General features: G+C 61.3%; 23 protein-coding genes. 15 read left to right on the top strand and 8 right to left on the bottom strand.

Annotated elements, in window-relative coordinates:
• Positions 1–36: 36 nt before the first annotated feature.
• The 10 genes from JOE41_RS20340 (at position 37) to JOE41_RS20295 (ending at position 10,712) form a co-directional block, all read left to right on the top strand.
• Complete coding sequence (locus tag JOE41_RS20340; protein WP_209753414.1) at positions 37–1,197, top strand: substrate-binding domain-containing protein; 1,161 nt, start codon at positions 37–39, stop codon at positions 1,195–1,197.
• Positions 1,198–1,250: 53 nt separating this feature from the next.
• Positions 1,251–2,759, top strand: coding sequence for a sugar ABC transporter ATP-binding protein (locus JOE41_RS20335; protein ID WP_011691763.1), 1,509 nt, complete (start codon positions 1,251–1,253; stop codon positions 2,757–2,759).
• 3 nt (positions 2,760–2,762) lie between these two features.
• Positions 2,763–3,749 carry an ABC transporter permease gene (locus tag JOE41_RS20330; protein WP_011691762.1) on the top strand — a complete coding sequence of 329 codons (987 nt, stop codon included), beginning with the start codon at positions 2,763–2,765 and terminating at the stop codon, positions 3,747–3,749.
• A 5-nt stretch (positions 3,750–3,754) separates the two neighbouring features.
• The gene (locus JOE41_RS20325) at positions 3,755–4,909 is read left to right on the top strand and encodes a Gfo/Idh/MocA family protein (protein ID WP_209753413.1); all 1,155 of its coding nucleotides are present in this window, start codon (positions 3,755–3,757) and stop codon (positions 4,907–4,909) included.
• Positions 4,906–5,721, top strand: a complete 816-nt coding sequence (locus JOE41_RS20320) for a sugar phosphate isomerase/epimerase (protein WP_209753412.1) — start codon at positions 4,906–4,908, stop codon at positions 5,719–5,721. Before JOE41_RS20325 ends, JOE41_RS20320 begins: the two co-directional genes overlap by 4 nt.
• 75 nt (positions 5,722–5,796) lie before the next feature.
• Positions 5,797–6,969: a Gfo/Idh/MocA family protein gene (locus tag JOE41_RS20315; protein ID WP_011691759.1), complete on the top strand. Its 1,173-nt coding sequence runs from the start codon at positions 5,797–5,799 to the stop codon at positions 6,967–6,969.
• Positions 6,970–7,035: 66 nt separating this feature from the next.
• Positions 7,036–7,359, top strand: a complete 324-nt coding sequence (locus JOE41_RS20310; protein ID WP_209753411.1) for a putative quinol monooxygenase — start codon at positions 7,036–7,038, stop codon at positions 7,357–7,359.
• Positions 7,360–7,385: 26 nt separating this feature from the next.
• Complete coding sequence (locus JOE41_RS20305) at positions 7,386–8,387, top strand: sugar phosphate isomerase/epimerase (protein ID WP_209753410.1); 1,002 nt, start codon at positions 7,386–7,388, stop codon at positions 8,385–8,387.
• 223 nt (positions 8,388–8,610) lie between these two features.
• A complete protein-coding gene (locus JOE41_RS20300; RefSeq protein ID WP_209753409.1) occupies positions 8,611–9,555 on the top strand; it encodes an ROK family protein in 945 nt (314 codons plus the stop codon).
• Between the two features lie 110 nt (positions 9,556–9,665).
• Entirely contained in the window at positions 9,666–10,712 is a 1,047-nt protein-coding gene (locus JOE41_RS20295) for an AraC family transcriptional regulator (protein ID WP_209753408.1), read from the top strand.
• A gap of 313 nt (positions 10,713–11,025) precedes the next feature.
• Here JOE41_RS20295 and JOE41_RS20290 read toward each other — a convergent pair whose 3' ends face one another.
• The 7 genes from JOE41_RS20290 to JOE41_RS20260 form a co-directional block, all read right to left on the bottom strand.
• Positions 11,026–12,147, bottom strand: coding sequence for an EAL domain-containing protein (locus JOE41_RS20290; protein WP_198011551.1), 1,122 nt, complete (start codon positions 12,145–12,147; stop codon positions 11,026–11,028).
• Positions 12,148–12,568: 421 nt separating this feature from the next.
• Positions 12,569–12,868, bottom strand: coding sequence for a hypothetical protein (locus JOE41_RS20285; RefSeq protein WP_209753407.1), 300 nt, complete (start codon positions 12,866–12,868; stop codon positions 12,569–12,571).
• 394 nt (positions 12,869–13,262) lie between these two features.
• Positions 13,263–14,507, bottom strand: coding sequence for a S1C family serine protease (locus JOE41_RS20280; RefSeq protein ID WP_245201321.1), 1,245 nt, complete (start codon positions 14,505–14,507; stop codon positions 13,263–13,265).
• Between the two features lie 710 nt (positions 14,508–15,217).
• On the bottom strand, positions 15,218–16,462 hold the full coding sequence (locus JOE41_RS20275) for a fumarylacetoacetate hydrolase family protein (protein ID WP_011691751.1): 1,245 nt from the start codon (positions 16,460–16,462) through the stop codon (positions 15,218–15,220).
• Positions 16,459–16,770 carry a hypothetical protein gene (locus tag JOE41_RS20270; RefSeq protein ID WP_209753405.1) on the bottom strand — a complete coding sequence of 104 codons (312 nt, stop codon included), beginning with the start codon at positions 16,768–16,770 and terminating at the stop codon, positions 16,459–16,461. Before JOE41_RS20270 ends, JOE41_RS20275 begins: the two co-directional genes overlap by 4 nt.
• Before the next feature lie 267 nt (positions 16,771–17,037).
• Positions 17,038–18,225, bottom strand: coding sequence for a mandelate racemase/muconate lactonizing enzyme family protein (locus JOE41_RS20265; RefSeq protein WP_209753404.1), 1,188 nt, complete (start codon positions 18,223–18,225; stop codon positions 17,038–17,040).
• Between the two features lie 7 nt (positions 18,226–18,232).
• Positions 18,233–18,901, bottom strand: a complete 669-nt coding sequence (locus tag JOE41_RS20260; RefSeq protein ID WP_209753403.1) for a carbohydrate ABC transporter permease — start codon at positions 18,899–18,901, stop codon at positions 18,233–18,235.
• Between the two features lie 190 nt (positions 18,902–19,091).
• On the opposite strand from JOE41_RS20260, the gene JOE41_RS20255 reads away from it, so the two are divergent.
• Positions 19,092–19,817 carry a FadR/GntR family transcriptional regulator gene (locus JOE41_RS20255; protein WP_209753402.1) on the top strand — a complete coding sequence of 242 codons (726 nt, stop codon included), beginning with the start codon at positions 19,092–19,094 and terminating at the stop codon, positions 19,815–19,817.
• A gap of 421 nt (positions 19,818–20,238) precedes the next feature.
• Positions 20,239–20,475, top strand: coding sequence for a hypothetical protein (locus JOE41_RS20250; RefSeq protein WP_209753401.1), 237 nt, complete (start codon positions 20,239–20,241; stop codon positions 20,473–20,475).
• A gap of 266 nt (positions 20,476–20,741) precedes the next feature.
• Here the strand turns inward: JOE41_RS20250 and JOE41_RS20245 are convergent, their stop codons facing one another.
• A complete protein-coding gene (locus JOE41_RS20245; RefSeq protein WP_011691747.1) occupies positions 20,742–21,629 on the bottom strand; it encodes a LysR family transcriptional regulator in 888 nt (295 codons plus the stop codon).
• A gap of 109 nt (positions 21,630–21,738) precedes the next feature.
• Here JOE41_RS20245 and mdlC point away from each other — a divergent pair, with 109 nt between their 5' ends.
• From mdlC to JOE41_RS20230, 3 genes are read left to right on the top strand one after another with little or no spacing between them, the layout of a single operon-like run.
• A complete protein-coding gene (gene mdlC / locus JOE41_RS20240; RefSeq protein WP_209753400.1) occupies positions 21,739–23,328 on the top strand; it encodes a benzoylformate decarboxylase in 1,590 nt (529 codons plus the stop codon).
• Positions 23,329–23,361: 33 nt separating this feature from the next.
• On the top strand, positions 23,362–24,717 hold the full coding sequence (locus tag JOE41_RS20235) for an aromatic acid/H+ symport family MFS transporter (protein WP_209753399.1): 1,356 nt from the start codon (positions 23,362–23,364) through the stop codon (positions 24,715–24,717).
• 44 nt (positions 24,718–24,761) lie between these two features.
• Positions 24,762–26,255, top strand: coding sequence for an aldehyde dehydrogenase family protein (locus JOE41_RS20230; protein ID WP_209753398.1), 1,494 nt, complete (start codon positions 24,762–24,764; stop codon positions 26,253–26,255).
• Positions 26,256–26,260 lie beyond the last annotated feature (5 nt).

The following is a 26,260-nucleotide window of genomic DNA, read 5'->3' as shown; positions in this document are numbered from 1 at the left end:
CCCACCTATCCATACACTCACAAGCACTGGAGAACAATGATGATCCGCAGGCTTCCCATTGTGGCCTTGGCCGCAGCCCTGTCCCTTTCCGTCGCTTCCTGCAGCAGTTCGACAACGGGCACCTCAAACGCTCCCGATGCAGGGGTGTCCGAGAAAGCCCAGCAGGCCCTTGACAAGATCAAGGGACAGGTCCTGAGCAAGGGCCCCAACGGCGAGACGCCCTCCCCGTCATCCGTTGCGGATCTGACTCCCGCCGAGATCGAGAAGGTCAAGGCACTCAACGCCAAGGCCGCAATCGTGATGCACTACGGCGGCAACGACTGGGCAACCGCCCAAACCAACGGGCTTAAGAGCGAATTCGAAAAGCTCGGTATCAAGGTCATCGCCACAACCGATGCGAACTTCAAGCCGGACAAGCAGGTTTCGGACATCGAGACTGTCATGACGCAGAACCCGGACGTCATCGTCTCCATCCCCACGGACCCCGTGGCAACGGCCTCCGCCTACAAGAAAGTCGCGGCCGCCGGAACCAAGCTCGTCTTCATGGACAACATTCCCCAAGGGCTGACTGCCGGCAAGGACTACGTCTCTGTCGTCTCCGCCGACAATTACGGCAACGGCGTCGTTTCCGCCCACCAAATGGCCAAGGCCATCGGTGGCAAGGGAAAGATCGGACTCGTCTTCCACCAAGCCGACTTCTTCGTGACCAAGCAGCGCTATCAGGGATTCAAGGAAACGATCACCAAGGAGTACCCCGACATCAAGATCGTCGAGGAAAAGGGCATCGCCGGGCCGGACTTCGCAGGAGACGCCCAGGCCGCTGCGAACGCCATGCTGAGCAAATACGCCGACCTGTCGGGCATCTGGGCGGTCTGGGACGTCCCCGCAGAAGGTGTCATGGCAGCAGCCCGTGCTGCAGGCCGACAGGATTTGAAGATCGCCACTGAGGACCTTGGCAAGAACGTCGCCATCGCCTTGGCCAAAGACCAACTCATCGTCGGCCTCGGGGCCCAGGTTCCGTTCGACCAGGGCGTTACGGAGGCCCGGCTGGCCGCAGGAGCGCTCATCGGGAAAAAAGCGCCGGCATATGTGGCGCTGAGTGCACTCCCCGTTGACCATTCCAACGTCCTCGAAGCCTGGAAGCAGGTTTACCACGAGGACGCTCCCAAGGACATTCAAGAGTCCTACAAAAAGTAGCCAGACCCGAGGGCGGGGCACCCACCCTCCCCCACTGTCCCGAAAGGGCAACAATGAACACCGCAGACAATGTCGTCGAGATGCGCTCGATTTCCAAGGGCTTCAACGGGGTTTCAGTCCTGAAGGATGTCAGCTTCGACGTCCGGAAGGGCGAGGTCCACGCCCTCGCAGGAGGCAACGGGGCCGGGAAGTCCACCCTTATGAAAATCCTCCAAGGCGTCTATCAGGCAGACGCCGGCGAGATCCTCATTGGAGGCAAACCGGTCGCCATCAACTCGATCCAGGACGCGAAGTCCGCCGGCATCGGGATGGTTTTCCAGGAATTCAGCCTCGTCCCGAGCCTGACTGTCGCTCAGAACATCTTCCTTGCTGCTGAGCCGCTCGGGGCAGGCGGACTCATCGACGACCGCGCCTCGGAGCGGCGGGCCAAGGAAATCTTCGCCGAGATGGAGGTAAAGGTCGACCCCCGTGCCGAAGTCTCCCGGCTCGGCACGGCCTACTGGCAGTTGACCGAGATCGCCAAGGCACTCTCGCAAAACGCCCAGGTGCTCATCATGGACGAACCCACCGCCAGCCTTGCCCGGCACGAGTCCGAAGCGCTCTTCGAACTGATCGACCGTCTCAAACAGCGCGGCATCTCAATCATCTACATCTCCCACCGCATGGACGAGGTATACCGTCTGGCCGACCGGATCACCATCCTGCGCGACGGTCGTCGACTCCTCACCGAGCCGCTGACCGGCGTGACACCCGAACAGATCGTGGAAGGCATCGTCGGCAAGAAGATCGAGGGCCAACTTGCCTACCGCGAGCGGGACCAGGTGGCTCATGACAGCGCCCCGCTGCTGGAGGTCCGGGGGCTGAACGCCGGGCCGCGGGTAAGGGACATCTCCTTCTCGCTTCGACCCGGTGAGATTCTGGGCCTGGCCGGTCTTATGGGTAGCGGTCGCACAGAACTGGCCCGCGCACTCTTCGGCATCGACCGGCGGGACAGCGGTGAGATCTTCATCCGGGGGGAGCGAATCAATCTGACCTCGCCGCAGCAGGCCATCACTGCGGGTGTCGCCCTCATCCCGGAGGACCGCAGGGCCCAAGGTCTCGTCTTGGAGCACTCAGTCCAAGACAACCTGCTGCTGCCGCTGCTTGGCCAGATCCAGCGAGGACCCTTTCTTGACGGTGCCAGGGGCAAGGAGTTGTCCTCTTCGCTGATCAAGAGGTTCGCAGTAAAAGTCGCTCACCCCCACCGACCGGTGCGGCTGCTCTCGGGCGGCAACCAGCAGAAAGTGGTCATCGCCAAGTGGCTGGGCACTGATCCGGACATCCTGATTCTGGACGAGCCAACGGCCGGCGTTGACATCGGCACCAAAAGCGAAATTTTGGACATGATCCGCGAGTTGGCAAGCGCCGGCAAAGCCGTCATCGTCATCTCTTCCGAGTACCCCGAACTACTCGCGGTCAGCGACCGCGTCCTCGTCCTAAAGGACGGCTCCATTATCCGCGACATCCCCCGCAGCGAGATCGCTGACGAGGAATATCTCCAACTTGCAGTCCAGGGAGTCTGAACAGTGAGCAAGGCAAACACCATCGCGCCCCGGGACACCGCGGCACCACGCAATTTCGGCACCATCCTGAAAGAACTCGACTGGCGACGTTACGTCATCTACATCGGCTTTGTCGTCGTCTTCCTCTTCTTCGCCATTCTGCTCCGCGATCAGGGCTTCCTGTCGCCAAACAACCTGCTGAACATTTTCCGGCAAACTGCCACAATCACCGTCATCGCCGTAGGTATGACATACGTCATCTCTTGTGCAGAAATCGACCTAAGCGTCGGATCGGTGGCCGGGTTGTCCAGCGTCTGCACGGCCATGGCGTTGTCCCAGTGGGGCCTGATCCCCGGAATCCTCGCCGGCCTTGCCGTCGGCCTCGTGGTCGGGTCAATAAATGGCGCACTGGTCAGTCTCCTTGGCATCCCCTCCTTCCTCGTGACGCTCGGCATGCTGGGTATCGCCGTCGGAGTCGCCCAGTGGATCACGGCCTCAGCCCCCCAGCCGATCCTGAATGACACCTTCAACATGCTGTTCGGATCCGGTGACTTCGGCCCCGTACCGGGCCTGGTTGTCTGGAGCGCCATCTTCGTTGCCATCGGCGCCGTCGTACTGAACCGCACCAAGTTCGGCCGACAGGTCCTAGCTACCGGCGGTAACCGCAACGCCGCGGAATTCACGGGCATCAACACCAAACGAATCAAATTCCAGGTGCTCCTCATCTCCGGCATGGTCGCGAGCGTTGCCGGCATGCTGTACGCCGGCCGCCTCCAGTCCGGCCGCTTCCAGTGGGGATCGGGCGATGAACTCTCCGCCATCGCCGCCGTCATCCTCGGCGGGACAAGCCTGTTCGGCGGATTTGGCTCCATCATGGGAACGCTCTTCGGCGCCCTCCTGATTGGCTTGATCAACAACGGACTGATCCTGGCCGGCCTCGACAGCAGCCAGCAACAGGTGGTCCGCGGCGCCATCATCATCCTGGCCGTCGCCCTCGCCCGGAAGAAATAGCACCCGTGACCTTAAAACTACGAGCCGGAATTATCGGTACAGGATTCATGGGCTCCGTCCACGCGCACGCAGTGCGCGCAGCGGGGGGCGAAGTCAGTGCAGTCGCCGGGCGCAGTCCGGCTGCCGCTGAGGCAGCCGCAGCCGGACTCGGCGCCCGAACCGCGGCAGAGTCCCCCGAGGCGCTGATCGCAAGAGACGACGTGGATGTCGTACACATCTGCACCCCCAACACCACTCACGCCGACCTCGCACGCAAGGCCATCGCAGCCGGGAAAGCCGTGGTTTGTGAGAAGCCCCTCGCGACCAGTGTTGAGGACGCCCTCGAACTGACCGACCTCGCGGACAGGGCAAGCGTCGTCACGGCTGTGCCCTTCGTCTACCGGTTCTATCCGGCCGTTCGCGAAGCACGCGATCGTATCCTCCGCGGTGACGCCGGCCAGCTTTGGCTGCTCCACGGCTCGTACCTTCAGGATTGGCTGGCCGGCGCAGACGCCACAAACTGGCGGGTCGATTCGACGCTCGGAGGAGCCTCCAGGGCATTCGGTGACATCGGCGTGCACTGGTGCGACCTGATGGAATTCACCACAGGGCACAGAATCACCAGACTAGTGGCCAAGACCAGCCGGGCTTACGACCAACGCGAAACCGGAGGACAGTGGTCCTCCGTGGCTACCGAGGACGGGGCCGCGCTCCTATTCGAGACCGACCACGGAGCCACAGGCTCCCTGGTAGTCAGCCAGGTGAGCCCGGGCCGAAAAAACCGCCTGTGGTTCTCGTTCGACGGGACCGAAGCGTCATTCAGCTTCAACCAGGAGCGGCCGGACACACTTCACATCGGCCGCACGGACTCCAGTTCCCAAATCGCCGTCGGACCGCAAACCCTCACCACCTCTGGCGGACGCCGCTACAACAGGCTCCCTCCGGGTCATCCGCAGGGATACCAGGACAGCTTCAATGCCTTTGTCGCGGACGCATATGCGGCCGTCCAGGGTCAAGAACCCGAAGGGCTGCCCACTTTTCGGGACGGACTCCGGGCAGCCCGCCTCACTGAGGCACTGGTTACCTCCGCCGCCCGGCAGGTGTGGGTCAACGTCCCCGGGCCAACATCCCCCTCTAATATTTCCAACCTTCCTTCGGAAGTTGAAAGGCAAAAGCAATGAAACTTGGTTACTGTTCCATCACTTGGGGCGGCGTTGTCGGCCATCCCGGAGGCGTGACAAGCGTCAAAGACCTCTTCTACCTAACCCACGGATCCATGAAGGACGCCATCCACGACATCGCATCTGTCGGATACGAAGGCGTCGAGATGTTCGACGGCAACCTTGCGGAATACGCAGACAAGCCCGAGGTGCTTAAAGAGCTCCTGAACAGCTCCGGGGTCTCCCTGACTAGCGTGTATACCGGCGCCAATTTCATCTATGCCGACATCCTTCCCGATGAACTGCACAGAATCCACCGCTCTGCCGAACTAGCCGCGAACTTCGGAGCTGACCGACTGGTAGTCGGAGGTGGAGCACGGCGCGCAGCAGGTACCACAGAGGAGGACTACCACCGCCTCGGCCGGGCGCTGGACAGCGTGACGGACATCGCGGAAAGTTTCGGGCTGTCAGCAAGCTACCACCCGCACCTGACCACGATCGTCGAAAGCCCGGACGAGCTGGACAAGCTGATGCCGCTGACCCGAATCGGCTTCTGCCCGGACACCGCCCATCTCGCGGCCGGCGGAGCGGACCCGGCCGCGGTCATCCGGAAGTACCCCGACAGAATCCGACATGTCCACCTCAAGGACTTCCGGCAAGACCCGTTTACTTTCCTCCCCCTGGGCCAGGGCGAACTCGACTTCCCGGACATCCTCGCCGCAATCCGAGAGAGCGGATACGACAGCTGGCTCATGGTCGAACTCGACAACTACGACGGGGACCCCCGGGAAGCTGCCGAACTGAGTATGAAGTACCTCGAGAAGCTCCTCTAACCATCCACCACTTTGACCGCAAGGGAAAGCCACAATCGGCACCTCCCGCTTTCTTCCGGAAGGAACAAGATCCAGATGCAAAACCTCAACGTCGGCCTCATCGGAGGCGGCTTCATGGGCAAGGCCCACTCCCTCGCTTACGCCGCCATGCCCATGTTCTTTTGGCCAGCACCGGCGCTCCCGGTCCGCAAAGTCATCGCTGAAGCCAACACGGAACTGGCTGCCGAAGCGGCCCGCCGCTTCGGCTTCGAGAACTCCACTTCGGACTGGCGCAGCATCATCGACGATCCGGACATCGACGTCGTAGACATCGCCACGCCCAACCACCTCCACGCCGAAATCGCCATAGCCGCCGCCGAAGCAGGCAAGCACATCATCTGCGAAAAGCCGCTTGCACGCACAGGCGAAGAAGCCAAGGCTATGTACGATGCGGTCAAAGACGCCAATATCGTCCACATGGTCGCATTCAACTACCGGCGGACCCCCGCAGTCGCGCTGGCGAAGAAGTACATTGAGGAAGGATCCATAGGCCGCATCCTCAGCTTCCGCGGAACCTACCTGCAGGACTGGAGCGCCGACCCCAACTCCCCCTTGTCCTGGCGTTTCCAGAAGTCGGTCGCCGGTTCCGGCGCCCTTGGCGACATCGCAACACACGTCATTGACATGGCCAGGTATCTTGTCGGAGAGTTCAGCGCCGTCAATGCCGTCCTGTCGACCTGGATCCCGGAGCGCCCCCTCCAAACAGGCGGTGCCGATGCACTTGGCACCGTTCGCGGCGGTGAAGGCCCGCGTGGCCAGGTTGACGTCGACGACGAAGTCATGACGATGATCCGCTTCGCAAATGGAGCCGTGGGATCCGTCGAGGCGACACGTAACGCGCATGGGAGGAACAACTACATCACCTTCGAAATCCATGGAACGGAAGGCAGCATCGTCTTCAACTACGAACGACGCGACGAGCTGCAAGTGTGCTTCGCTTCGGACCAGGCCGACCGCCGGGGATTCCGGACCGTGTACACGGGGCCGGCTCACCCATACGGAGAAGGCCTCTGGCCCATTCCAGCTCTAGGCATCGGTTATGGGGAAACGAAGATCATCGAAGCGTACGACTTCTTCAAGGCCATCGCAGAAGGCGGATCAGTAAGCCCCAATTTCGCCGACGGCTACCAGACCGCGCTCATCGACGACGCCATCGTCGAATCCGCTCAAAAAGAGTCATGGGTCCAGGTTCCACTGATCACCGATTGATCCTCTTGGGAGGGACGGCCAAGAACCGTCCCTCCCAAACTCACCGACCATCACTAAGGAAGACTGATGCTCAATCCCCTCCCGGACCGCCAAGAGACGGCAGGAGTCTGGCTAATGCCGGTCTTCGTCGCCAAAGCAGGGCACGAAGCCGAACTTCGAAACGCCCTTCACTCTCTCCAGACGCTAAGCCGAAACGACCCAGGATGCCTGGAGTACACCGTATTCTCGGACGGGCAGCGGCCCGGCACCTTCATCCTCTTCGAAGGCTGGGCTGATAGCGAGGATCTCGAAGCTCACAACAAAGAAGTCCATGTAAAGGAATTCTTGACAGGAGCGGAACCGCTGTTGGCTGTTCCTCTCGCCGTAACTCCGCTAACGCCTCTCACCTAACATTCCAACTCACCTGAAGGACTGACATGGCCCGCCCGTACACCCTCTTCACCGGCCAGTGGGCCGACCTCCCCTTCGAGGAAGTCGCCCGCCTTGCCTCCGGCTGGGGCTACGACGGCCTCGAAATCGCCGTGTCCGGAGACCACCTCGACGCCTGGCGCTGGGACGAACCCGGCTACGTCCAGTCCAAGCTCGCCGTCCTGGAAAAGTACAAGCTGAAGGTCTGGGCCATCTCCAACCACCTCAAGGGCCAGGCCGTCTGCGATGACCCCATCGACTTCCGCCACGAAGCGATCGTCGGATCCAAGGTCTGGGGCGACGGCGACCCCGAAGGCGTCCGCACCCGCGCCGCCGAAGAAATGAAACACACCGCCCGGCTCGCCAAAGCCCTCGGCGTGGACACCGTCGTCGGCTTCACCGGCTCCTCCATCTGGCAGTACGTGGCGATGTTCCCGCCGGTTCCGGAGAAGGTCATCCAGGCCGGGTACCAGGACTTCGCGGACCGCTGGAACCCCATCCTGGACGTCTTCGACGAATGCGGCGTCCGCTTCGCCCACGAAGTCCACCCCTCCGAAATCGCCTACGACTACTGGACCACCGTGCGCACCCTCGAAGCGATCGGCCACCGCGAAGCGTTCGGCCTGAACTGGGACCCCTCCCACTTCATGTGGCAGGGCATCGACCCCGTCTCCTTCATCTGGGACTTCAAGGACCGGATCTACCACGTGGACTGCAAGGACACCAAGCTCCGCCCCACCGGCCGGAACACCGTCCTCGGCTCCCACCTGTCCTGGGGCGACCCCCGCCGCGGCTGGGACTTCGTCTCCGCCGGACGCGGAGACGTCCCCTGGGAATCGTCCTTCCGCGCCCTCACCGCGATCGGCTATGACGGTCCCATCTCCATCGAATGGGAAGACGCCGGCATGGACCGCCTCCACGGCGCCCCCGAAGCCCTCGCCGCCCTGAAGAAGTTCGACTTCCCCGCCTCCCAGACCTCCTTCGACGCCGCCTTCAGCAGCAAGGACTGAAGTTATGACCGTTTCGGCGGGAGAGGTCTTCCAGCATTTTCGTGGCACGTCACCGTTGACCCGGGCCCGGCTTTCAGCACTGACAGGCCTTTCGCGGGCCGCAACGACAGACAGGATGAGAACCTTGGCGTCGCGGGGACTCATTGGTCCCGCCAACGAGGCGCCCTCGACGGGTGGCCGGCCATCCGCTCAGTTTCGCCTCATGCCAAACAGCGGAGCGGTTATGAGCGTCCTGCTGGGTGCCAGAGAGGCAAAGGTGCAGGCATTCGACCTTTCCGGACAGCCGTTATCTGCTGCGAAGCCGGTGGAAACCGTCCGTGGCGGGTCTGCCGCTATCTTGGATTCCTGCCTGGCTTCAGCGTATTCGCTCCTGAATTCCATGGACGACATTTCCGGCCAGCTTGTAGCAACGGGGGTTGTTCTCGATGAAGGTGCGCCGGATCTGGACTGGCCTGAATATTTTGCTGGCCGCCCGGTCGTCGTCGACTCCGCGCTGGGGGCCATGGCAACCGCGGAGGCCCTGTCGCGAACCCCCCGGCCGCAAAACATGCTCTTCCTGGACGTGGGAAAGACCATTGGCTGTGCCGTGCTCGTCCACGGAAGGACGATGGGGGGTTTCAGGACCTCCAAAGAGGCGTTCGGGCACACGCCGGGGAAGGGCACGTCGACGTTGCCCTGTGCTTGCGGCATCATGAATTGCCTGCAGGCCATCGCAGGGGAAGAGGCAATAATTGCCGGTCTGTCGTCGGACCTTGCAGACGAACCAGACGCGATCAGCGATGCTGTCCGGCGGAGCGATGCGGCAGCAGTCAGTGCTCTGCGACAGGCAGGTCGGGACATAGGTGACACCCTGTTAGGGAGCATTCACCTCCTTCAACCCGAGTTCATCACAGTCAGAACCCGGTGGCCCGGTGCCGCCGACTTTTTGCTGGCCGGCCTTAGGGAGGCAATATACGCAAGCGGCGTCCCTGCTGTGACGGAGAATCTGGTGTTGGCGAGTTCAACGACCGGGTCTCCCGCTACCGGGATTGCACTTCGAGCCCTGGACGCCGGACTGGCGGTGGAATCAGTGGACCGCTTGCTGTCAGCGCCACCCAACCTCAGCGGACAGCGGAACTATTGGCCGGCACCGTTGAAGTCGATCGACCGTCAACGGCTCGCCAGCTGACCGGCCGCGGGTAGGATCTACAGGCGATCGACAACCCATACAACACGATCGCTCTTGCCGCTGCATACTGGGCGCATTGAATCTCGGTTCAGCTGGAAGGTCCCAAGCCCATGGAAGAAACATCTCGCGACAACCACGTCGCCGGCGATCCGGACAGGCCACAGCACGATCAGATCAGACGCTATAGTGTTCCGGCCGGGCTGAACCCGGAAGAAAAATTCGAACATTGGCGGAGCTGGTACGCCAGCGCGATTGACGCTCCCGTTCGGTTGGAAAAAACCGAAAAGTCAGTGCGATCTGGCTTCAATCCAACCGCCCTGAGCCTTGAGAGTCCGGGCTTCAGTCTTGTTGATGTCACGAATGAGCCCGCCAGTTGCTACTGGAACGGGGACACGAATCCCAGCGACTGGCTCGTGTATTTCAGGACTTCATGTGACAAGTTCAGCTTCTCAGGACGTTCCGAGGCTGTCGCTCCCGGAACAGTCAGGTTCTTTGATCTTTCTTTGCCGGGAAACTTCCATGCGCCCGCCGGCTTAAGCGCTGTGCGGTTCCATTTCGACCGGGGCCTGCTCGGCTTGGACGGCAGATCCGTCAAACGGCTGCAGGGATTGGCCGACATCAGAGAAAACCCCATTATGCGTGGGATGATTCTTCCAGCCTTGTCCGGCTGGCAGCGGTCGGTCATAGCCCAGGAGATGCCACGTCTCCAACCGGTCGTCCGGTCGATGATGACGGCCCTGGTCAGCTCCTTGCTCGAAACCACGGCCGATCCCGGCGATATAAAACTGGCCCGCATCGCAGCGATCAAGAAATTCGTGCACCGGAACTTCAGAAACCCTGCCCTCACAGTTGACGAGGTCGTGGCTTACTCATTTCTTTCACGCCGTGCCCTTTACTACCTCTTCGAAGACGAAGGGCTCCAGGTCAGCGGGCACATCCGCGCCCTGCGGACCTTGGAAGCCCTTGAGCTCCTCGCCGAAGCAACCTCCTGGAAACGCTCTCTGACGGACATAGCGGGTGCCAGCGGGTTCAAGAGCCTGCAAGCCATGCGGCGTGCCGTCAGGGAACTAACAGGGCTCTCGCTTGGGGACGCGCAGCAGAACCCGGAACTCTTGCAGACTCGAGCCGCCGAACTAAGAAAATTGACCGTGCTGTGAATCGGATATCTGATGGGTCCCACACGACTCGTCCGCTTCGAAGCTGCCGCCGCTGTCATGAACTTCGGGGCCCGGCCCAAATGTGCCCCACAGAGAAGGGTACGACGCGGGTCTGCTCCTTCGTTTCTTTGACCCGGAGGGTCTCCCGGGTGATTCTCCTACCCAGCGAAAGTGCTTCCATGGATCCGTGCGGAGCCGCGAGGGCTATTTGTGGTCCGAGGCCGGACGCTACGACGACGAGGCGGGGCCGCGTCGAAGGACGATGTATCCGCTGCCATTGATGGGAGCCCGGCCGGCTCCGGCGGATTGGCTCTTAGGTGTCAAGACCATCCGTATCACCATTCACTGAAGACCGGTTCCGCTGACTCCAACGGGACCAATCCGATGAAAGCAGGGATGGTCTACCCAGTAAGTAGCCTTGCCCGGTGTTCACGCCCATCTCGGTAACGGCGGTTAATTCTGCATTGGTTTGGATTCCCTCGGCGACAAGGCTTGCCCCGATCTGTGACGCGAAGCTGACCATAGCCGTGCACAGGGCTCTCTGGTTGGGGTCACAGTCGACGCCCGCAACGATGGTCCGGTCAAGTTTGATGAGTTCCGGGCTGAGCCTAAGGATGTGGCGCATGGATGAGAACCCGGCTCCGACGTCGTCGATAGCTATGCGTACGCCAGCGCTTCTGAGTGGGGCCAGTGCTGCCGCGAGACGTGCATAGTCAGCCACGGCTGAGCGCTCGGTCAGCTCTACGACGATGCGCGTGGGGTCCAGACCGGAATTCGTCACGATATCACTCAGCCTCGGGTAGAGGCATGCCGACGGGGAGAGATTGACGGCTACATAGATGTGGTCGGGAAGATCCGTTGCGGCCTGCATCGCCGTTTCCAGGGCAAGGAATTCGAGTTCGGGGCCTCGTCCGATTGAATCCGCTTCGATGAACCACTGATCGGGCGACCTGAAGGGAGCGCTGACGAAGCGAGTGAGCGCTTCTGCACCGACAACCTCGCCGGTTCCCAAATGGCAGATGGGCTGAAACGCCGTGATCAGTGTCCGAGTGGCGAACAGGCGATCGAGGCGAGTCGTGATTTCCAGCTCTGCAGGGCTCTCTGCCCTGAAGGCTTCCAGCGGTCGCGCGACTCCCTCGAATCCTGATCGTCGACCCTCGCCGTCGAATCGGCGCCGGCAGAAGACCTCTACGCTGAGGCTCCGACCGCCGCGGTGGCGGGCCGAAAGCAAAAGTCCTTCCCGGCCCGCGCGTGCGTCTGGTTTCCGCGCGGTCTTGAGGTCAGCGAGGTCGATGACGAGACTGCACGGGCGTCCCACCAACTCGGAGGGCTCAAAACCAAGTAATTCCCGACTCGCCGGGCTTGAGAAGGTGAACCTCCCGTCTGCTCCTACGGCCCACAGCCATTCACGGGGCGTGCTCCGTAGTGTATCCATGAGGCTGGCTGTAATTGACGCCTCCAACCGGTCGCGACGCTGTTGCCGAATAAGGCGCCAAGCGGCATGAAGGACGGCCGGAAGGAGCAGGGTCGAGGCGAGGGCCGACACTCTGGTGGGGACCTCGAGGCCGCTCCACGGCTCAAGACCAGATAGCAGAGAAAGGAGTAATGACAACACCGATACCAACTCGAGGGACAGAACGGCCAGCAACCGTCGACCGTCAGGGGTTGTCAAAGGTTGGCCGTTGTCAGTCCACGCCGGAGATGTGAACTCCGGGCGCCGAGAAAGTGATGATTCCAAGAGCGCGTTATGCTGCCGCAACAGCCGTGGGGCACCGCGTTGATGTATCGAGTCTGGTGGCATGCGAGTCTTCTTCCGTGCTCGATTCGGCATTAGGTAAGCATCGCTAGATGTCTGCCTACCGCACGCCGTATCGCGGCAGGGAATGCCCGGGATCGGTCTGGCCGCACATCGTTTTTGCCGGCACAGGATCGGTCCTGGGAGAGAGATCGCGTTCCAGAGTGATGCCGTAGGGAACGTCTGTGCTCAGAGTTACTGCGAACGAGGTCGGCCCATAACGCGTCACAAGAATTCCGTGACGTCCCTCCCTCCGAGCTCGCTCCTGAGCCGATTTCTCCGCAGCGTCAAGGCGTTCGGCGACCAACTGGGGCTGGTCGGCCGTGACGTGATGGGTAGTGGTGGAGTTGCCGGTGATCATGGGGTCGTTCCTGTTCTGGTAGTGCTCATAGGCAGTTTGATGTCACGGCCTATATCCCTTGGAAGGCAAGCTGCCCGGTCGCTTTCAAAATCCTACGGTTGAAGGTCGTGCAAGGAAGCGGGCAAGTGTTCCAGAGTGTGCACTCTTTGGTCCTGGACCGCTCATTTTGTGCAGGAGTGTCCACACCCGAGCGTTAGCCGGTGTGCATCCCTATGCTCTGGGCACTCAAGGAAGTCTTCCGATCCAAAGACACTCTGAGACGCGCTGCGCGTATTGTTGCCGTCGATCACAGGGGCCGCACCGTTCAGGGGCTGGTTCCGGCAGTTCTGCGGCAAGGCGCCAGCCGCTGACGTGGTCAGCGACAGTGTCGTCAACCGCGCAGGACAACTAATTATCAGCAGGCCGTGGGTTCACCGAAGGGTAATGACGTGCCGGCTATGAGCCAGGCGCTGCCGTCCCAATGCATTGCATAGCGGAGCTTCCAGTTCGAACAGGTTTGGCCGTTTCTGCCGTGCGCTGCATCTTGGCGTGTTTGTAGGTTCACATCAGCGGAGAGGGCATCGCCGCTGCCTGTAACGTCTACGATTTCGACCTTTTGCCAGTACGAGGATCCAAGCTCAGCGCTCCATGCAACTGAGTCACCGAAAGTTGCCTGGAGTTCGGGAGTGAATTGCTTGAAGGCGGCGGCGTAGGCCCCTTGGTTGATGCCTTGGCCATGCAGCAGGAGGCTCTGCCCGATGTTGCGTGCTTGATCGTGGCTGGACAAGACGGTTAGCGGGAAAGATCCTGAACCCGGTGCCGGGGCGTTGCCACAGTCTTTGAGCGTTACCGGCACCGATCGTTTCTGCCATTCCTGAACGGCGGCAGCAGCCCGTGGCGCAGTCACCGCGTAGGCGATGCCTTCGGCCCGGACATTTTCGTCGAATTCAATGGTCACGATAACGCCAGAAACCTGACCATCCTGGGTAATAAGGGGTCCACCGCTGTTTCCATGGTTGATAGCCGTATCGGTTTGAATCAGATTGCTAAGAACTCGGCTACCAATTCTCTGTTCCGCGTTCAGAGCGCTTACTGTCCCCCGGGTGAAAGTGAAAGGCCGACCTAAGGGAAATCCGAGGGCAGCGACATCCGTTCCAATTGGCGGTTCAGTTGTTCTGAACTGAAACTGATGACCTTGAACTGGGGTTTCGGTTCTTACGAGCGCCAAATCAGCGAGTTCGTTTGTGCCCAGTGTTGTGGCATTTACCGTTGTTCGACCAAACGAAATGCTTATCGCGGACGCGTCCCGCACCATGTGCGCAGCGGTGACAACCAGATCAGGACCAACAAGGAACCCCGTGCCCGTGAAGCTGTTCTCACACCTCGTCACGCTGAACTGCCCGACACCCGACTGCGTCTGGGCAACAACGTCCGGCCAGCTGCTGGGAACGGCCTCCGTGCTTGGACTCGGGCTCGGGGATGGACTCAGGCTGGGGGCAGCGGTTTTCTCGCTTGGGACAGGCGTTTGCGTGGTGGGCGGCCCGGACAAACTAGTCGAGGACTCAGGGGCAGGTCCAGACCCATTTGTGCATCCTGTTGTCCAAAGACATAAGCTCACAACCGCCGCAACCGCACAGAAAATGGTGGGACTTCGCTTCATGCTCATCAATTGCCTCCCGGTGCTGAAGGAACGGGACAACAGTCTCAGCACATGGGCGTGCGCCACTCCTGTCCAGTGTCCCGCAAGGTCATGCTCAAGTAGTGCAAGCGGCGCGATGAAGATAGAGCTTCAAACCATGGAGGCAAAATGGAGACCCCTCCGTAATTCAATCAGCGCCGCTTTTCGTTACTCAGATACCCCAGCGATGACATAGTAGCACCGGAAAAATCAGATTTACCGGATTTGTCCTGCCAAATCCGAATGGTGTCACGCCGCTCTACGCATCGGCCATTAGCATGAACGACCCTGGCCAGATCGCCGACGACAATTGCAGCGAGCCGTCCGGTTCCGATTATGCAGCGCCGGTTGGAACTGGCCGGCTGCGGGCAACGGGTTCTGGAGCCCGCGTGCCGTCATGCATGCCCGGCTCCAGGACCCAGGCGGCACGATGGAGCAAATTCGCGAGTCGGCCACGAAGGTGATCGACTTCTCTGCGTTTCCATTTGGCGCCTTTTGCCTCGATCACAGGGGCACAAGGCAACGCGCTACGGGCTTCGATGTTAACAGCACCGAGGAATGGGTAAGCCAGGTGAAAATAGTCCATCAATCTCTTCTTGTCCTTAGTGTGGGCGGCCGCGGACCGACAACGTCCGCAATCGCGGATTTGTACCGTGGGGGTCACCAGCGGGCCGGGCGCGTACTTAGCACCTTTAGTTCCGGAATCCGATTTTCATGCCCGCCGATTTGCCGGGCGCCGCGGATACCGGGCTCCCGGTGATCGATGGCGCGCCACCGGTTCCTGTCTGGGCGAGGTATCTGAACAAGGCAGTGATTCCGAACGTCCAAGGCTCCGTTTCCTCGGTGCTCTGGGTTTGGTTGATGAGCGTTCCGAGCTGGGGGCTGCTGATGGTGACGATGTCGCCGTTCTTGTGCGTGAAGCCGAGGCCTTCCGTGTCGCGGTCCTGGGTGGGGGCGAACAGCGTTCCTGTGAAGAGGGCGAACCCGTCGGGGTATTGGTGGTGGCTGCCGTGCGCTGCCTTGATGAGCTCTTCGAAGGAGCGGCTGATGCGGGCGACGCTGTTGCGACCCTCCATCCGGTAGCCGTCCGTACCTTCGACCGTGAGGGTGATTTCTTCGGTCCGGAGGGACTCCAGTGTGAAGTCCTTGTGGAAGAGCCGGATCAGCGGACCAATCGCACAGGATGCATTGTTGTCCTTGGCCATCCCGAGCAACAGCGCGCTGCGTCCCTCCACGTCCCGGAGATTCACGTCGTTCCCCAGCGTGGCACCCAGGGGATCCCCGGCGGAGTTGAGAATGAGCACAAGCTCGGGCTCGGGGTTATTCCATGAGGAAAAGCTGGGAATACCAACGCCGGAACCATATCCCACCGAGGATAGGACCGGGGCTTTGGTGAATACCTCCGGGTCGGGACCAAGACCGACCTCAAGGTACTGTGACCACATGCCCTGGGCGGACAGTATTCTCTTGGCCTCCCGCGCCTGCTCCGACCCGGGGCGGACGGAGTCCAAGCTGCCGCCGAGGACGTCGGCGACAGCCTTGCGGACTTCTGCGGCACGGGTGAAATCACCGCCGCACCGCTCTTCGATGACCCGCTCGATCATGCTCTCAACGAACGTCACCCCGCAGGCCTTGACCACCTGAAGGTCGATGGGCGCCAGCAGGTGGGGCCGGTTACGGTCCGTCCCCTGCGAAGCTTCCACGATCTCCGCGAGGTCCCAACGCGGAGCGTCAGTTCTTTGAAGAACCACTTCCAGGGGGTTCTCGTATTCCATGAGTTCTGCAACAGTGCGGACCCCGGGGCTCAGATCGAAAACGTCCTCACCCCGGACAGAGACCACTCTGGGGCCCTGGGAGACCGGATCCCATATGCGGCCGATGAGGATCGCCTTCGCCGGGTCGGCCGGAAGAATTTGCTGTATTTTCATGCTGATCATGCGTTGTCCCTATCTTTAGTGGCTGCTTCCCAGGCCCCGTCGACCCGACGTCGAATCCCCCAGGGGTTGTCGTCCCGGAGCGGTTCGGGCAATTGCGAGGGCGGAAAGGAGTCATAGGCAGCGGGGACCTCTCCCAGACGTGTCTCCTGATGCCCGAGTGCGACCAACTCGTCAGCGTGGGTTTCCAAAGCAGAGGCAATACCTTCCAGCCAGCGAGCTCGCATTTGTGGCTGGTCTTCGCTGGTCAGCTCATAAGCGTTGTGAGCGGCAATGATCTGGTTTTCTGTCTCTTCGCGTGATGTAACCATCGCTTGTTCCTTCCGGGCCCCTGACTCACTGTTGTTTGTGAGGCTGACGGGTCCCTTGTCTTGGGGTGCTTCCGTGCATCCGTCCTGAATATGGCTGCGGTGCTCCGACGCTGCTCCAGAGCTTTGGCTCCGTCGGCGCGGGCTGGGCCAGCTACCGGCGAACTGATCCACTGATTGGCGACGTCTTCGGCGTAGATTCTGCTGGCACGAGCCACCCGGGGCAGGGGCGGGCGCTGCACCGGCCGACCCCTGCACTCCCCCTTTGCTTCAAATGGCCGGGGTGCGCTCGAGGTTGAAGTAGGAGCGGGCGTCCGGGGGGCGGATGTCTGCGACGGCATCATGGAAGATCCGCATCGGGTGTGGCGTGTAGGGGTGTTCGGCGATCGCTTCGAAGTCGAGTTCGATGCCCAGACCGATGCCTTCAGGAATGAGGATGTCACCCTCCTCCGTCAGCTGGAGGCGCTCGTTGGAGATCTCGGTTCGCCAGGGTACGTCCGAGGCCATGATTTCCAGATAGCGGAAATTGGGCAGCATCGCGCCGAGCTGCAACGTCGCCGCGGTACTGAGCGGTCCGCTTGGGTTATGCGGTGCAAACGGAATGTAATGGGCCGCGGCGAGCGTGGAGATGAAGGACAGTTCCAGCAGGCCGCCGGCGTGCGTGACGTCCGGCTGTATGTAGTCCACGGCATTCCGCGCGAGGGCAGGGACAAAGGTGTTCCGTCCGAACCAACGTTCCCCGGCAGCGATCGGTACAGGAGATTTGGAGCGTATCTCAAGGAGCGCGTCGATCCCGTCCGGCGGGCATGGTTCTTCGAAGAACACCGGCTGGAACTGCTCGATTTCGCGTGCGACCCGGATCGCTGTCGGTACATCGAACCGGCCGTGTCCTTCGATGAACAGCTCGACGTCGTCGCCCACTGCCTCGCGGACAGCGGCGACGGGCTCGAGCATGCGCCGCAGGTCCCGCGGCTCGAGGGTGAGGTCCGCGGCTTCGAATGGATCCCACTTGAGTCCGCGGAAGCCTTGGGCGACCGTCTGGACGGCTGCCTCGGCGAAGTCCTCAGCCGTTTTGGCTCCGGAGAACCAGCCGTTGGCGTAAGCGCGGACTCTGTCGCGGACCTGTCCACCCAGCATGCGGTGGACAGGGACGCCAAGTGCGCGGGCGGAGACGTCCCACATTGCCATTTCGAGGGCGCTGAGCGCTGTCATTGAGACCGGCCCGCCGCGCCAGTAGGCATCGCGGTTCAGTTCATAGATGGTTTGCGAAATCCGGGTTGGGTCCTTGCCGCGGACCGCGTCGGCGAGCACGGCGACGGCGCCGCGGACCGCATGTTCCTGGCCTTCGAGGGTTGCCTCGGCGATGCCAGTGAGTCCCTCGTCGGTGCTGAGCCGAACGAAGATCAGGTTCGTCCGGTAGAAGTCGACAACGACGGTGTCGAGGTTGGTGATTTTCATTTGTGGATCATCCTTTGACGGCGCCCGCGGTCATACCGCTGACGACATATCGTTGTGCGAACAGATAAAAGGCGACGGCCGGCAGTGAGAACAAGAGGCCGACGGCCATGATGGTCTGGATAGTGGCCGCGAAGACGTACTCGTTCCAGGCGCTGAAGAAGGCGATCACTGCGGCGGCGGCTATCGCCGGCGCTATCAGTGGCAGGATTATGCGGGCGAGGACGGTGGGTGGGCGGCTGCCGTCGACCCGTGCTGCCTCATCCAACTCGCGGGGAACGCCGTCTATGGCACCTTTGAGGATCAAAGCGACTACCGGCAGGGCGAATGCAGTGTCGGCCAGGATCAGGCCGTGCAGCGAGTTCAGCAGGTCGAATCGCCGGAAGATGGCGAACAGCGGAACCACCAGCAGGGCCTCGGGCAGCATCTGAGTGAACAATAACGCCAAGCCACCGGCGGCCTTGCCGCGGAAAGCGAATCGAGACAGGGCGTAGCCCAGCGGGACACCCAGCGCGATGGATAGAACCGTAGTCCCGGTGGCCACGATGAGGCTGTCTAACAGCCAACCGACGACCTGACCATCAGCCAAGGCGTCGGTAAAGACGCCCAATCGGGTGAAGTCCGGGAGCAGGTTTATGGATGATGACCCGACGAGCCGCCGGTGGACGGAGACGAACACCCAGCGAGCACGGTAGCGCCCGCTGCCAGGACGGCCAAGATCGAAATAGTTCTTGGGCGGCGGGATAGGCGTGATGACATAGCTACTCCTTCGTAAGCGGTAGTGTGGCGATCTCGGCACATCAATATATATATTACTAATAATAGGTATAAAGGCAATAGTTAGTTGGAGGCGGGGTAGAGTTACCCCTATGACCAATCTGCACTCTGGACTCGTTGATATGCTCGGGCTCCGGATCGTACGGGGCGACTACCCCCCGGGTAGTCGGATCGACGTCGACGCCCTGGAGCCCGAGTTCGGAGTCAGCAAAACCGCTATCCGGGAGGCCTTGCGCGTCATCCGCGAGAAAGGGCTCATCGACTCCTGGCCAAAGCGCGGAACAATTGTGAACGACCGCAAGGCATGGAAGCTGCTGGACAGCGACGTCATCATGTGGCGGCGGTCCGCGCGACGGGACGATGACCGTCTCCTCGCGGAACTTTCCCAGTTGCGGGACGTTATTGAACCAGCCGCGGCGAAGCTGGCTGCACAGTATCGGACGCAGGAAGACCTTGAGGCGCTGCGCCGGTCGTTCGCCGAGTTCGAGAGGGCGGGGCAGGACGTCGAACGGCTCGCCGCGGCCGACCAGGACTTCCACCTCCACCTGCTGCGGGCGACGCAAAACGAACTGATGATGCGTCTTGACGTGGTCATTGTGCACGCCCTCCACGCGCGCAACCGAATCCAGCATCATCCCGGCGCGGCGTGGCTCGATCCGGTCCCGGACCATCGGCGGGTGCTCGACGCGATCGAAGCCGGTGACCCAGAGGCGGCAGAAGCGGCCATGAAATATGCGATTCGGGAGTCCGACGTCGACCTCACCAGCGGAGAGCCCGCGTTCATGGAACCGGTCGCTAAGGCCAGCAGCAAGCCCTAGAAGTCGCCCGCCAGGTAGCGCACCTACTGCCGCTTCTCGGTTAACAACAGAATCAGTAAAGAACTACCTCCCCCAGCTGGAGCCAGGTGGACTCGCGGGCCTCAAAAGTCCCTGCGTGCGGAGCCTGGACAGCACTGCATCAGTTCGTCTCCCCTTGAGGTTACGGAAGGCAGGCTACCGGCGTTTAGGGTACGTGAACGGAAGTGGCTGCCAGAACTCCCGTCCCAACGGCGTCGCCGGGTTATTCCGCCTCAATGTCGCTGGAAGGCGCCCTTGCTCGCCCCTGACTGCAGACTGGCGGGATCAACAACATTCATCCGTTCACGGTCCCTGCACACCGCTAGTCAAGGTACGCATGCGCCAACGTGGATTGCCGCATGATCGGGACTGGTCGACCTTGTGCGTCGCGATCGGCGCGATCATGCCCACCGCGAAAAACGCCGGCACGATCTTCGGGCCCCTCTTGGCGCTGACCTTCGTGCCGTTCTACGCCATCGCCCTGATCATCTCCGGCCCCCGGGCCGTGATTGCGCAGGCCTCCACCTACTTCCAGCTCTTAGCGCCCGTCGCCACCCTGCTCCGCAACGCCTTCGGCACCTCACCACCGCTCGAATCGGGCATCATCAGCAGCGGAAGAGGCGGACGGCGAGTCGGATAATGAGGGCTCCGACGATGAAGAGTTCGGCGATGGCGAATGAGGCCATTGCATCTGTGTGGGGCTATTCACAGGAATTGCGCACATATATAACTCTGCCCTTAGCCTCAACCTTCTTCAGCAAACCGTGGATCCCTTCGGAGGCAAGAAAGTGGTCGCCGTCTATGGTCACTGCGGCCATCAATGTAAGAATCAAGACGGAGTCGCCAAACGGCAGTCGCGATGGTGACCCGAAGTAGGAATGTGCAACGAGTACACGCCGCACGGTTTCAGTTCAGGGAGTCTGCGACCGTTTCATGAAACCAGCGCAACGCGCGGGACCGTGGGGCCGTGCCGTTCCAGTAAAGCGATACATCGAATGACGGAACATTAAATGGCAGTTCCCGGATGGTAAGGGGCGCCTGTTCCGTGAACATGCGGGCCACCCTCGACGGAACGATGGCGGCCAGATTCTGCCCTGCCAACACCAGGGGCAACACCGAGAAGTGGTGGAGACGCAGAGCGATGTTTCGTTCGATGCCCAGGGCTGCTATTTCGGCCTCCGCAAGGTGGTGTCCCGCCGACGGGTCGATGACGACGTGCCGCATCCCGGTGAACTGCGACAGGGTCATTTTTTCGGCGAGCCCACCCGCCCCGTCGGGGAGTACGCACACGTAGTGTTCTTGGTCGATCACTCGGCTGCGGATGGCTCCGCCGATGGGCACGCTGGCAATGGCCGCGTCCACGGCCCCGTGCGCGAGCCACTCTGACACCTTGTCGATCTGCATGGGAACGACCTCAAGCACAATCTGCGGGGCGCTGTCGAGGAGACGTTTCATGAGTGCAGGCAGAAATGCCATTTCGCCCAGATCCGAAAGGCAGAGGCGGAAGGTGCGACTCGAGGTGGTCGGATCGAAGTCTCTGGTCCCGTCAATGGCGAGATCGATTGCGTTCAGCGACGCCTTGAAAGTTGAGAAGAGTTCGACGGCCACCCGAGTTGGGGTCATCCCGCCTGCGCCGCGGGTAAACAGGGGGTCGCCGAGCTGTCGTCGGAGCCTGGACAGGGCATGGCTAACAGAAGGCTGAGTGATGCACATCTCAGCAGCGGTCTGGGTCAGGCTCCGCGTCTCGTAGATGCTGACAAACGTCTTCACAAGATTTAAATCCAGATCGGCCATGTAAATGATTATAGATGAAATGCATTTTGGCTAGAGACAGAATTCATTGGACTCATACCAGTGGCATACCTACGCTTGAATAAATCGATCAGTGAAATGAGACACAGCAATGACCACCGTTCACGCCGCAGCGTACGAGCTTCTTCGAAGCAACAGGCTGACCACAATTTTCGGCAACCCGGGATCCAACGAACTCCCCTTCCTTGACGCAATGCCCGCCGATTTCCGGTACATCCTGGGCCTGCATGAAGGGGTCGTGGTGGGCATGGCGGACGGCTTCGCCCAGGCATCCGGTCAGGCCGCCTTTGTTAACCTGCACGCCGCTTCAGGGACGGGCAATGCGATGGGCGCCCTAACGAACGCGTGGTATTCGCATACTCCGCTGGTGATCACGGCTGGTCAGCAGGTCCGTCCGATGATCGGGCTCGAGGCGATGCTGTCCAATGTCGACGCCGCCTCACTGCCACGGCCGCTGGTGAAATGGAGTGCCGAACCGGCACAGGCCCCGGATGTCCCCCGGGCACTGAGCCAAGCAATCCACACTGCCACGAGCGATCCCAAGGGACCCGTATACCTCTCGATCCCTTATGACGACTGGAATCAGGACACTGGGAACCTGAGTGAACATCTGAGCTCACGATCTGTAAGCAGGGCAGGCAACCCCTCCGCAGAACAGCTGGACGACATCTTGTCTGCCCTGAGGGAAGCAGCGAACCCTGCCCTGGTTTTCGGACCTGATGTCGATGCGGCCCGGGCAAATCACCATGCCGTTCGCTTGGCGGAAAAGCTGGCCGCGCCCGTGTGGATTGCGCCGTCAGCGCCACGCTGCCCCTTTCCGACGCGCCATCCGAACTTCCGCGGCGTTCTGCCGGCCTCCATCGCCGAAATCTCTGCGCTACTGAACGGCCACGATCTGATCGTGGTCATCGGCGCCCCCGTGTTCCGCTACCACCAGTACCAGCCCGGCAGCTACCTGCCGGAAAATAGCCGGCTAATCCACATCACCTGTGACGCCGGCGAGGCAGCACGGGCACCGATGGGAGATGCCCTGGTTGCAGACATCGGTCAGACGCTGCGGGCGCTGGCCGACATAATTCCCCAATCGAAACGGCCACCCCTTAGGCCGCGTGTCATTCCGCCGGTCCCGGACTCACAGGATGATCTCCTGGCACCGGACGCTGTCTTTGAGGTGATGAACGAGGTGGCGCCCGAGGACGTTGTCTACGTCAACGAGTCGACTTCCACCGTCGCGGCCCTGTGGGAACGGGTGGAACTAAAGCATCCCGGAAGCTACTATTTCCCTGCATCGGGCGGCCTTGGCTTTGGAATGCCCGCAGCGGTCGGCGTACAACTCGCGAACGATCGGCGGCGGGTCATCGCCGTCATCGGCGACGGCTCGGCAAACTACGGCATCACCGCTTTGTGGACGGCCGCCCAAGAAAAAATCCCTGTTGTTTTCATCATCCTGAACAACGGCACCTACGGGGCGCTGCGCGCCTTCGCCAAACTCCTCAACGCGGAAAACGCCGCAGGCCTTGACGTCCCGGGTATCTGCTTCTGCTCCATCGCCGAAGGCTATGGCGTCGAGGCCCACAGGATTACGAGCCTCGAAAACTTCAAAGACAAGCTTTCCGCAGCCCTGCAGTCAGACACCCCCACTCTCCTGGAAGTACCCACTTCCACCACCAGCCCCTTCTAACCGCGGCATTTTCCTAGAGACAGAAGAATCGCAATGACGCAATTCACGCCAATCAAAGCCATGGCGGACGCCCGCCTTAATCGTTTTCATATCATTTTGCTGCTCTGCTGCTCATTCATCATGTTCTTCGACGGATACGACCTGATTGTCTACGGCTCGGTCCTGCCAACCCTGATGACGGAATGGTCCCTCACCCCTGATCAGGCAGGCTGGCTCGGTAGCGCAGCCCTTATCGGCATGATGATCGGTGCCCTGACCCTCGGTTCCCTGGCCGACAGGATCGGACGGCGGCCAGTGGTCGTTCACGGCACACTGCTCTTCTCACTGGCGGCAATAGCAACCGGGCTCGCTACGACACCAGAAGCCTTCGGCGCGCTTCGGTTCCTGACCGGCATCTTCCTGGGCGGCGTCATACCCAACATCGTGTCGCTGATGAACGAACTCGCACCGAGGGCCAACCGCCACGCCCTGACGACGATCATGCTCAGTATCTACTCCGTCGGTTCAATCGTCGCTACGCTCGTCGCCCTCTGGGTTCTGCCTCTTCTGGGCTGGAAACCGGTCTTCTTCCTTAGCGGTGCAGCGCTGCTGTTCCTCCCCTTCCTGTACCGGTGGATGCCTGAGTCCATGACTTTTCTGATGAGCCGCGGGAAGGAAACAGAGGCCCGCGCCCTGCTTCGCCGCGCAGTGCCGACCCAGAACCACGAGCACGTGCACTGGACAGTTCCTGCCCCTCAGCACCGTCCGTCGGTTTCCGCGTCTCGGCTCTTTCGAGAGGGCCGGCTCCTGGGCACCCCGATGGTGTGGCTGAGCTTCGGAATGTGCATGCTCATGGTCTACGGCCTGAACACCTGGCTACCGAAAATCATGATCGCCGGCGGCTACGACCTGGGATCCAGCCTGCAGTTCCTTATCGTCCTGAACATCGGAGCCACCGTCGGTGCCTTGGCCGGAGGCTGGCTGGGTGATCGCTTCGGAAACAAACTGGTCCTGGTTATTTTCTTCGCCCTGGCCGTCGTGTCGCTGATCCTGCTGGGAACCCACCCCGGCCCGGAGCTCCTCAACATCCTCCTCTTCATCGCAGGCGCCACCACGATCGGGACTCTCGCCGTCGTCCACGCCTTTGGCGCCGACTACTACCCGGCCGAAATACGCTCCACCGGTGTCAGCTGGTGCTCAGCGATGGGACGGTTCGGCGCCATCGCAGGGCCGATCCTGGGCGGAGCACTGATCGGGCTCAAACTGCCCCTGGGCCAGAACTTTTTGATCTTCGCAATCCCTGGCGTCATTGCCATCGCCGCGGTGCTGCTGGTTGCGCGTACCAAGACCGTCGAGGAATCGCACGCCGAACCGCAGCCTGCCGAATCCCAAACGTCCAGCATCAGCTAGACCTGTGACGTCACCTCCATCAGCCCTCACCAAGGAGAACCATTATGACAATCCAACACGCACCCGAGGCATCACCTGCCACGACCTGGATCCCCGGAAAGCAGTTCATCAACGGTAACTGGCGCGATGGCGGATCAGAGAACATCCTGACCGTCACCAACCCGTACAACGGTGAAACGCTGACCACAATCCGCCAAGCCAATCTGGGCGATCTTGACGAAGCTTACGAAGCCGCCGCACTGGCGCAAATTGACTGGGCGGCCCAGAGTCCGGCTGCACGTCAGCAGGTGCTGCTACGGGCGGCCCAAATCCTTGAGGAACGCCGTGAAGAAATCACCTCCTGGCTGATCGCCGAATCCGGCAGCACCGTGCTGAAAGCCAACATTGAACTTGGCGCCGCGCAAGGAATCACCGTCGAGTCAGCATCCTTCCCCCACCGCGTCCAAGGCCGGATTCTCGAATCAAATACCAAAGGCAAGGAAAATCGCGTGTACCGCCGGCCGCTCGGCGTCGTCGGAGTAATCAGCCCGTGGAACTTCCCCCTCCATCTCACTCAGCGCTCCATCGCACCCGCACTGGCACTCGGCAACGCCGTGGTGATCAAACCAGCCAGCGACACCCCCGTGAGTGGCGGCCTCATCCTAGCCAGAGTCTTCGAAGAGGCCGGCCTGCCGCCGGGCGTGCTGAACGTCGTCGTCGGCGCAGGTTCGGAAATCGGTGACGCCTTCGTTGAGCACCACGTACCATCCTTCATTTCCTTTACCGGATCAACACCTGTGGGACAAAACGTTGCCAGACTTGCCGCCACCGGATCGCATCTCAAGCACGTGGCACTGGAACTCGGCGGTAACAGCCCATTCGTCGTTCTCGCCGACGCCGACCTGGACCAGGCGGTTCGGGCCGCCGCCATGGGCAAGTTCCTCCATCAGGGCCAGATCTGCATGGCCATCAACAGAATCATCGTCGAAGACGGCATCTACGACGAATTTCTCACCCGTTTCACCGACCACGTCCGGACGTTGCCGATAGGCGACCCGGCCGACCCGGCCACGGTCATCGGGCCGGTGATCAACAGCAAGCAACGCGAAGGCTTGGAGAAGAAAATAGCCAGGGCGGCCGAAGAAGGAGCCAGGACCCTGCTGGGCGGTCCGGCGGCTGGCCAGGTCCTGCCGCCACACATCTTTGCCGATGTCACAGCGGAAATGGAGATAGCCCGTGAGGAAATCTTCGGACCACTCGTCGGGATCCTCAAAGCCCGAGACGAACAACACGCCCTGGAATTGGCCAACGACAGTGACTTCGGCCTCTCCAGCGCCGTTTTCACTGAAAGCACGGAACGCGGCGTCAGGTTCGCCCGCGGGCTAAAGGCAGGAATGACCCACGTCAATGACATTCCCGTCAACGACGAACCGCATGTGGCATTCGGGGGCGAAAAGAGCTCTGGGCTCGGACGCTTCAACGGCGAGTGGGCCATCGACGAATTCACCACCGACCACTGGGTCAGCGTGCAGCACGAAGCACGCCAGTACCCCTTCTAACCAGG

It is taken from the genome of Arthrobacter sp. PvP103, assembly GCF_017833075.1.
Taxonomy (GTDB): domain Bacteria; phylum Actinomycetota; class Actinomycetes; order Actinomycetales; family Micrococcaceae; genus Arthrobacter.
The sequence above is the reverse complement of the archived record's forward strand: the minus strand, read 5'-3'. Positions and strand labels throughout refer to the sequence as shown.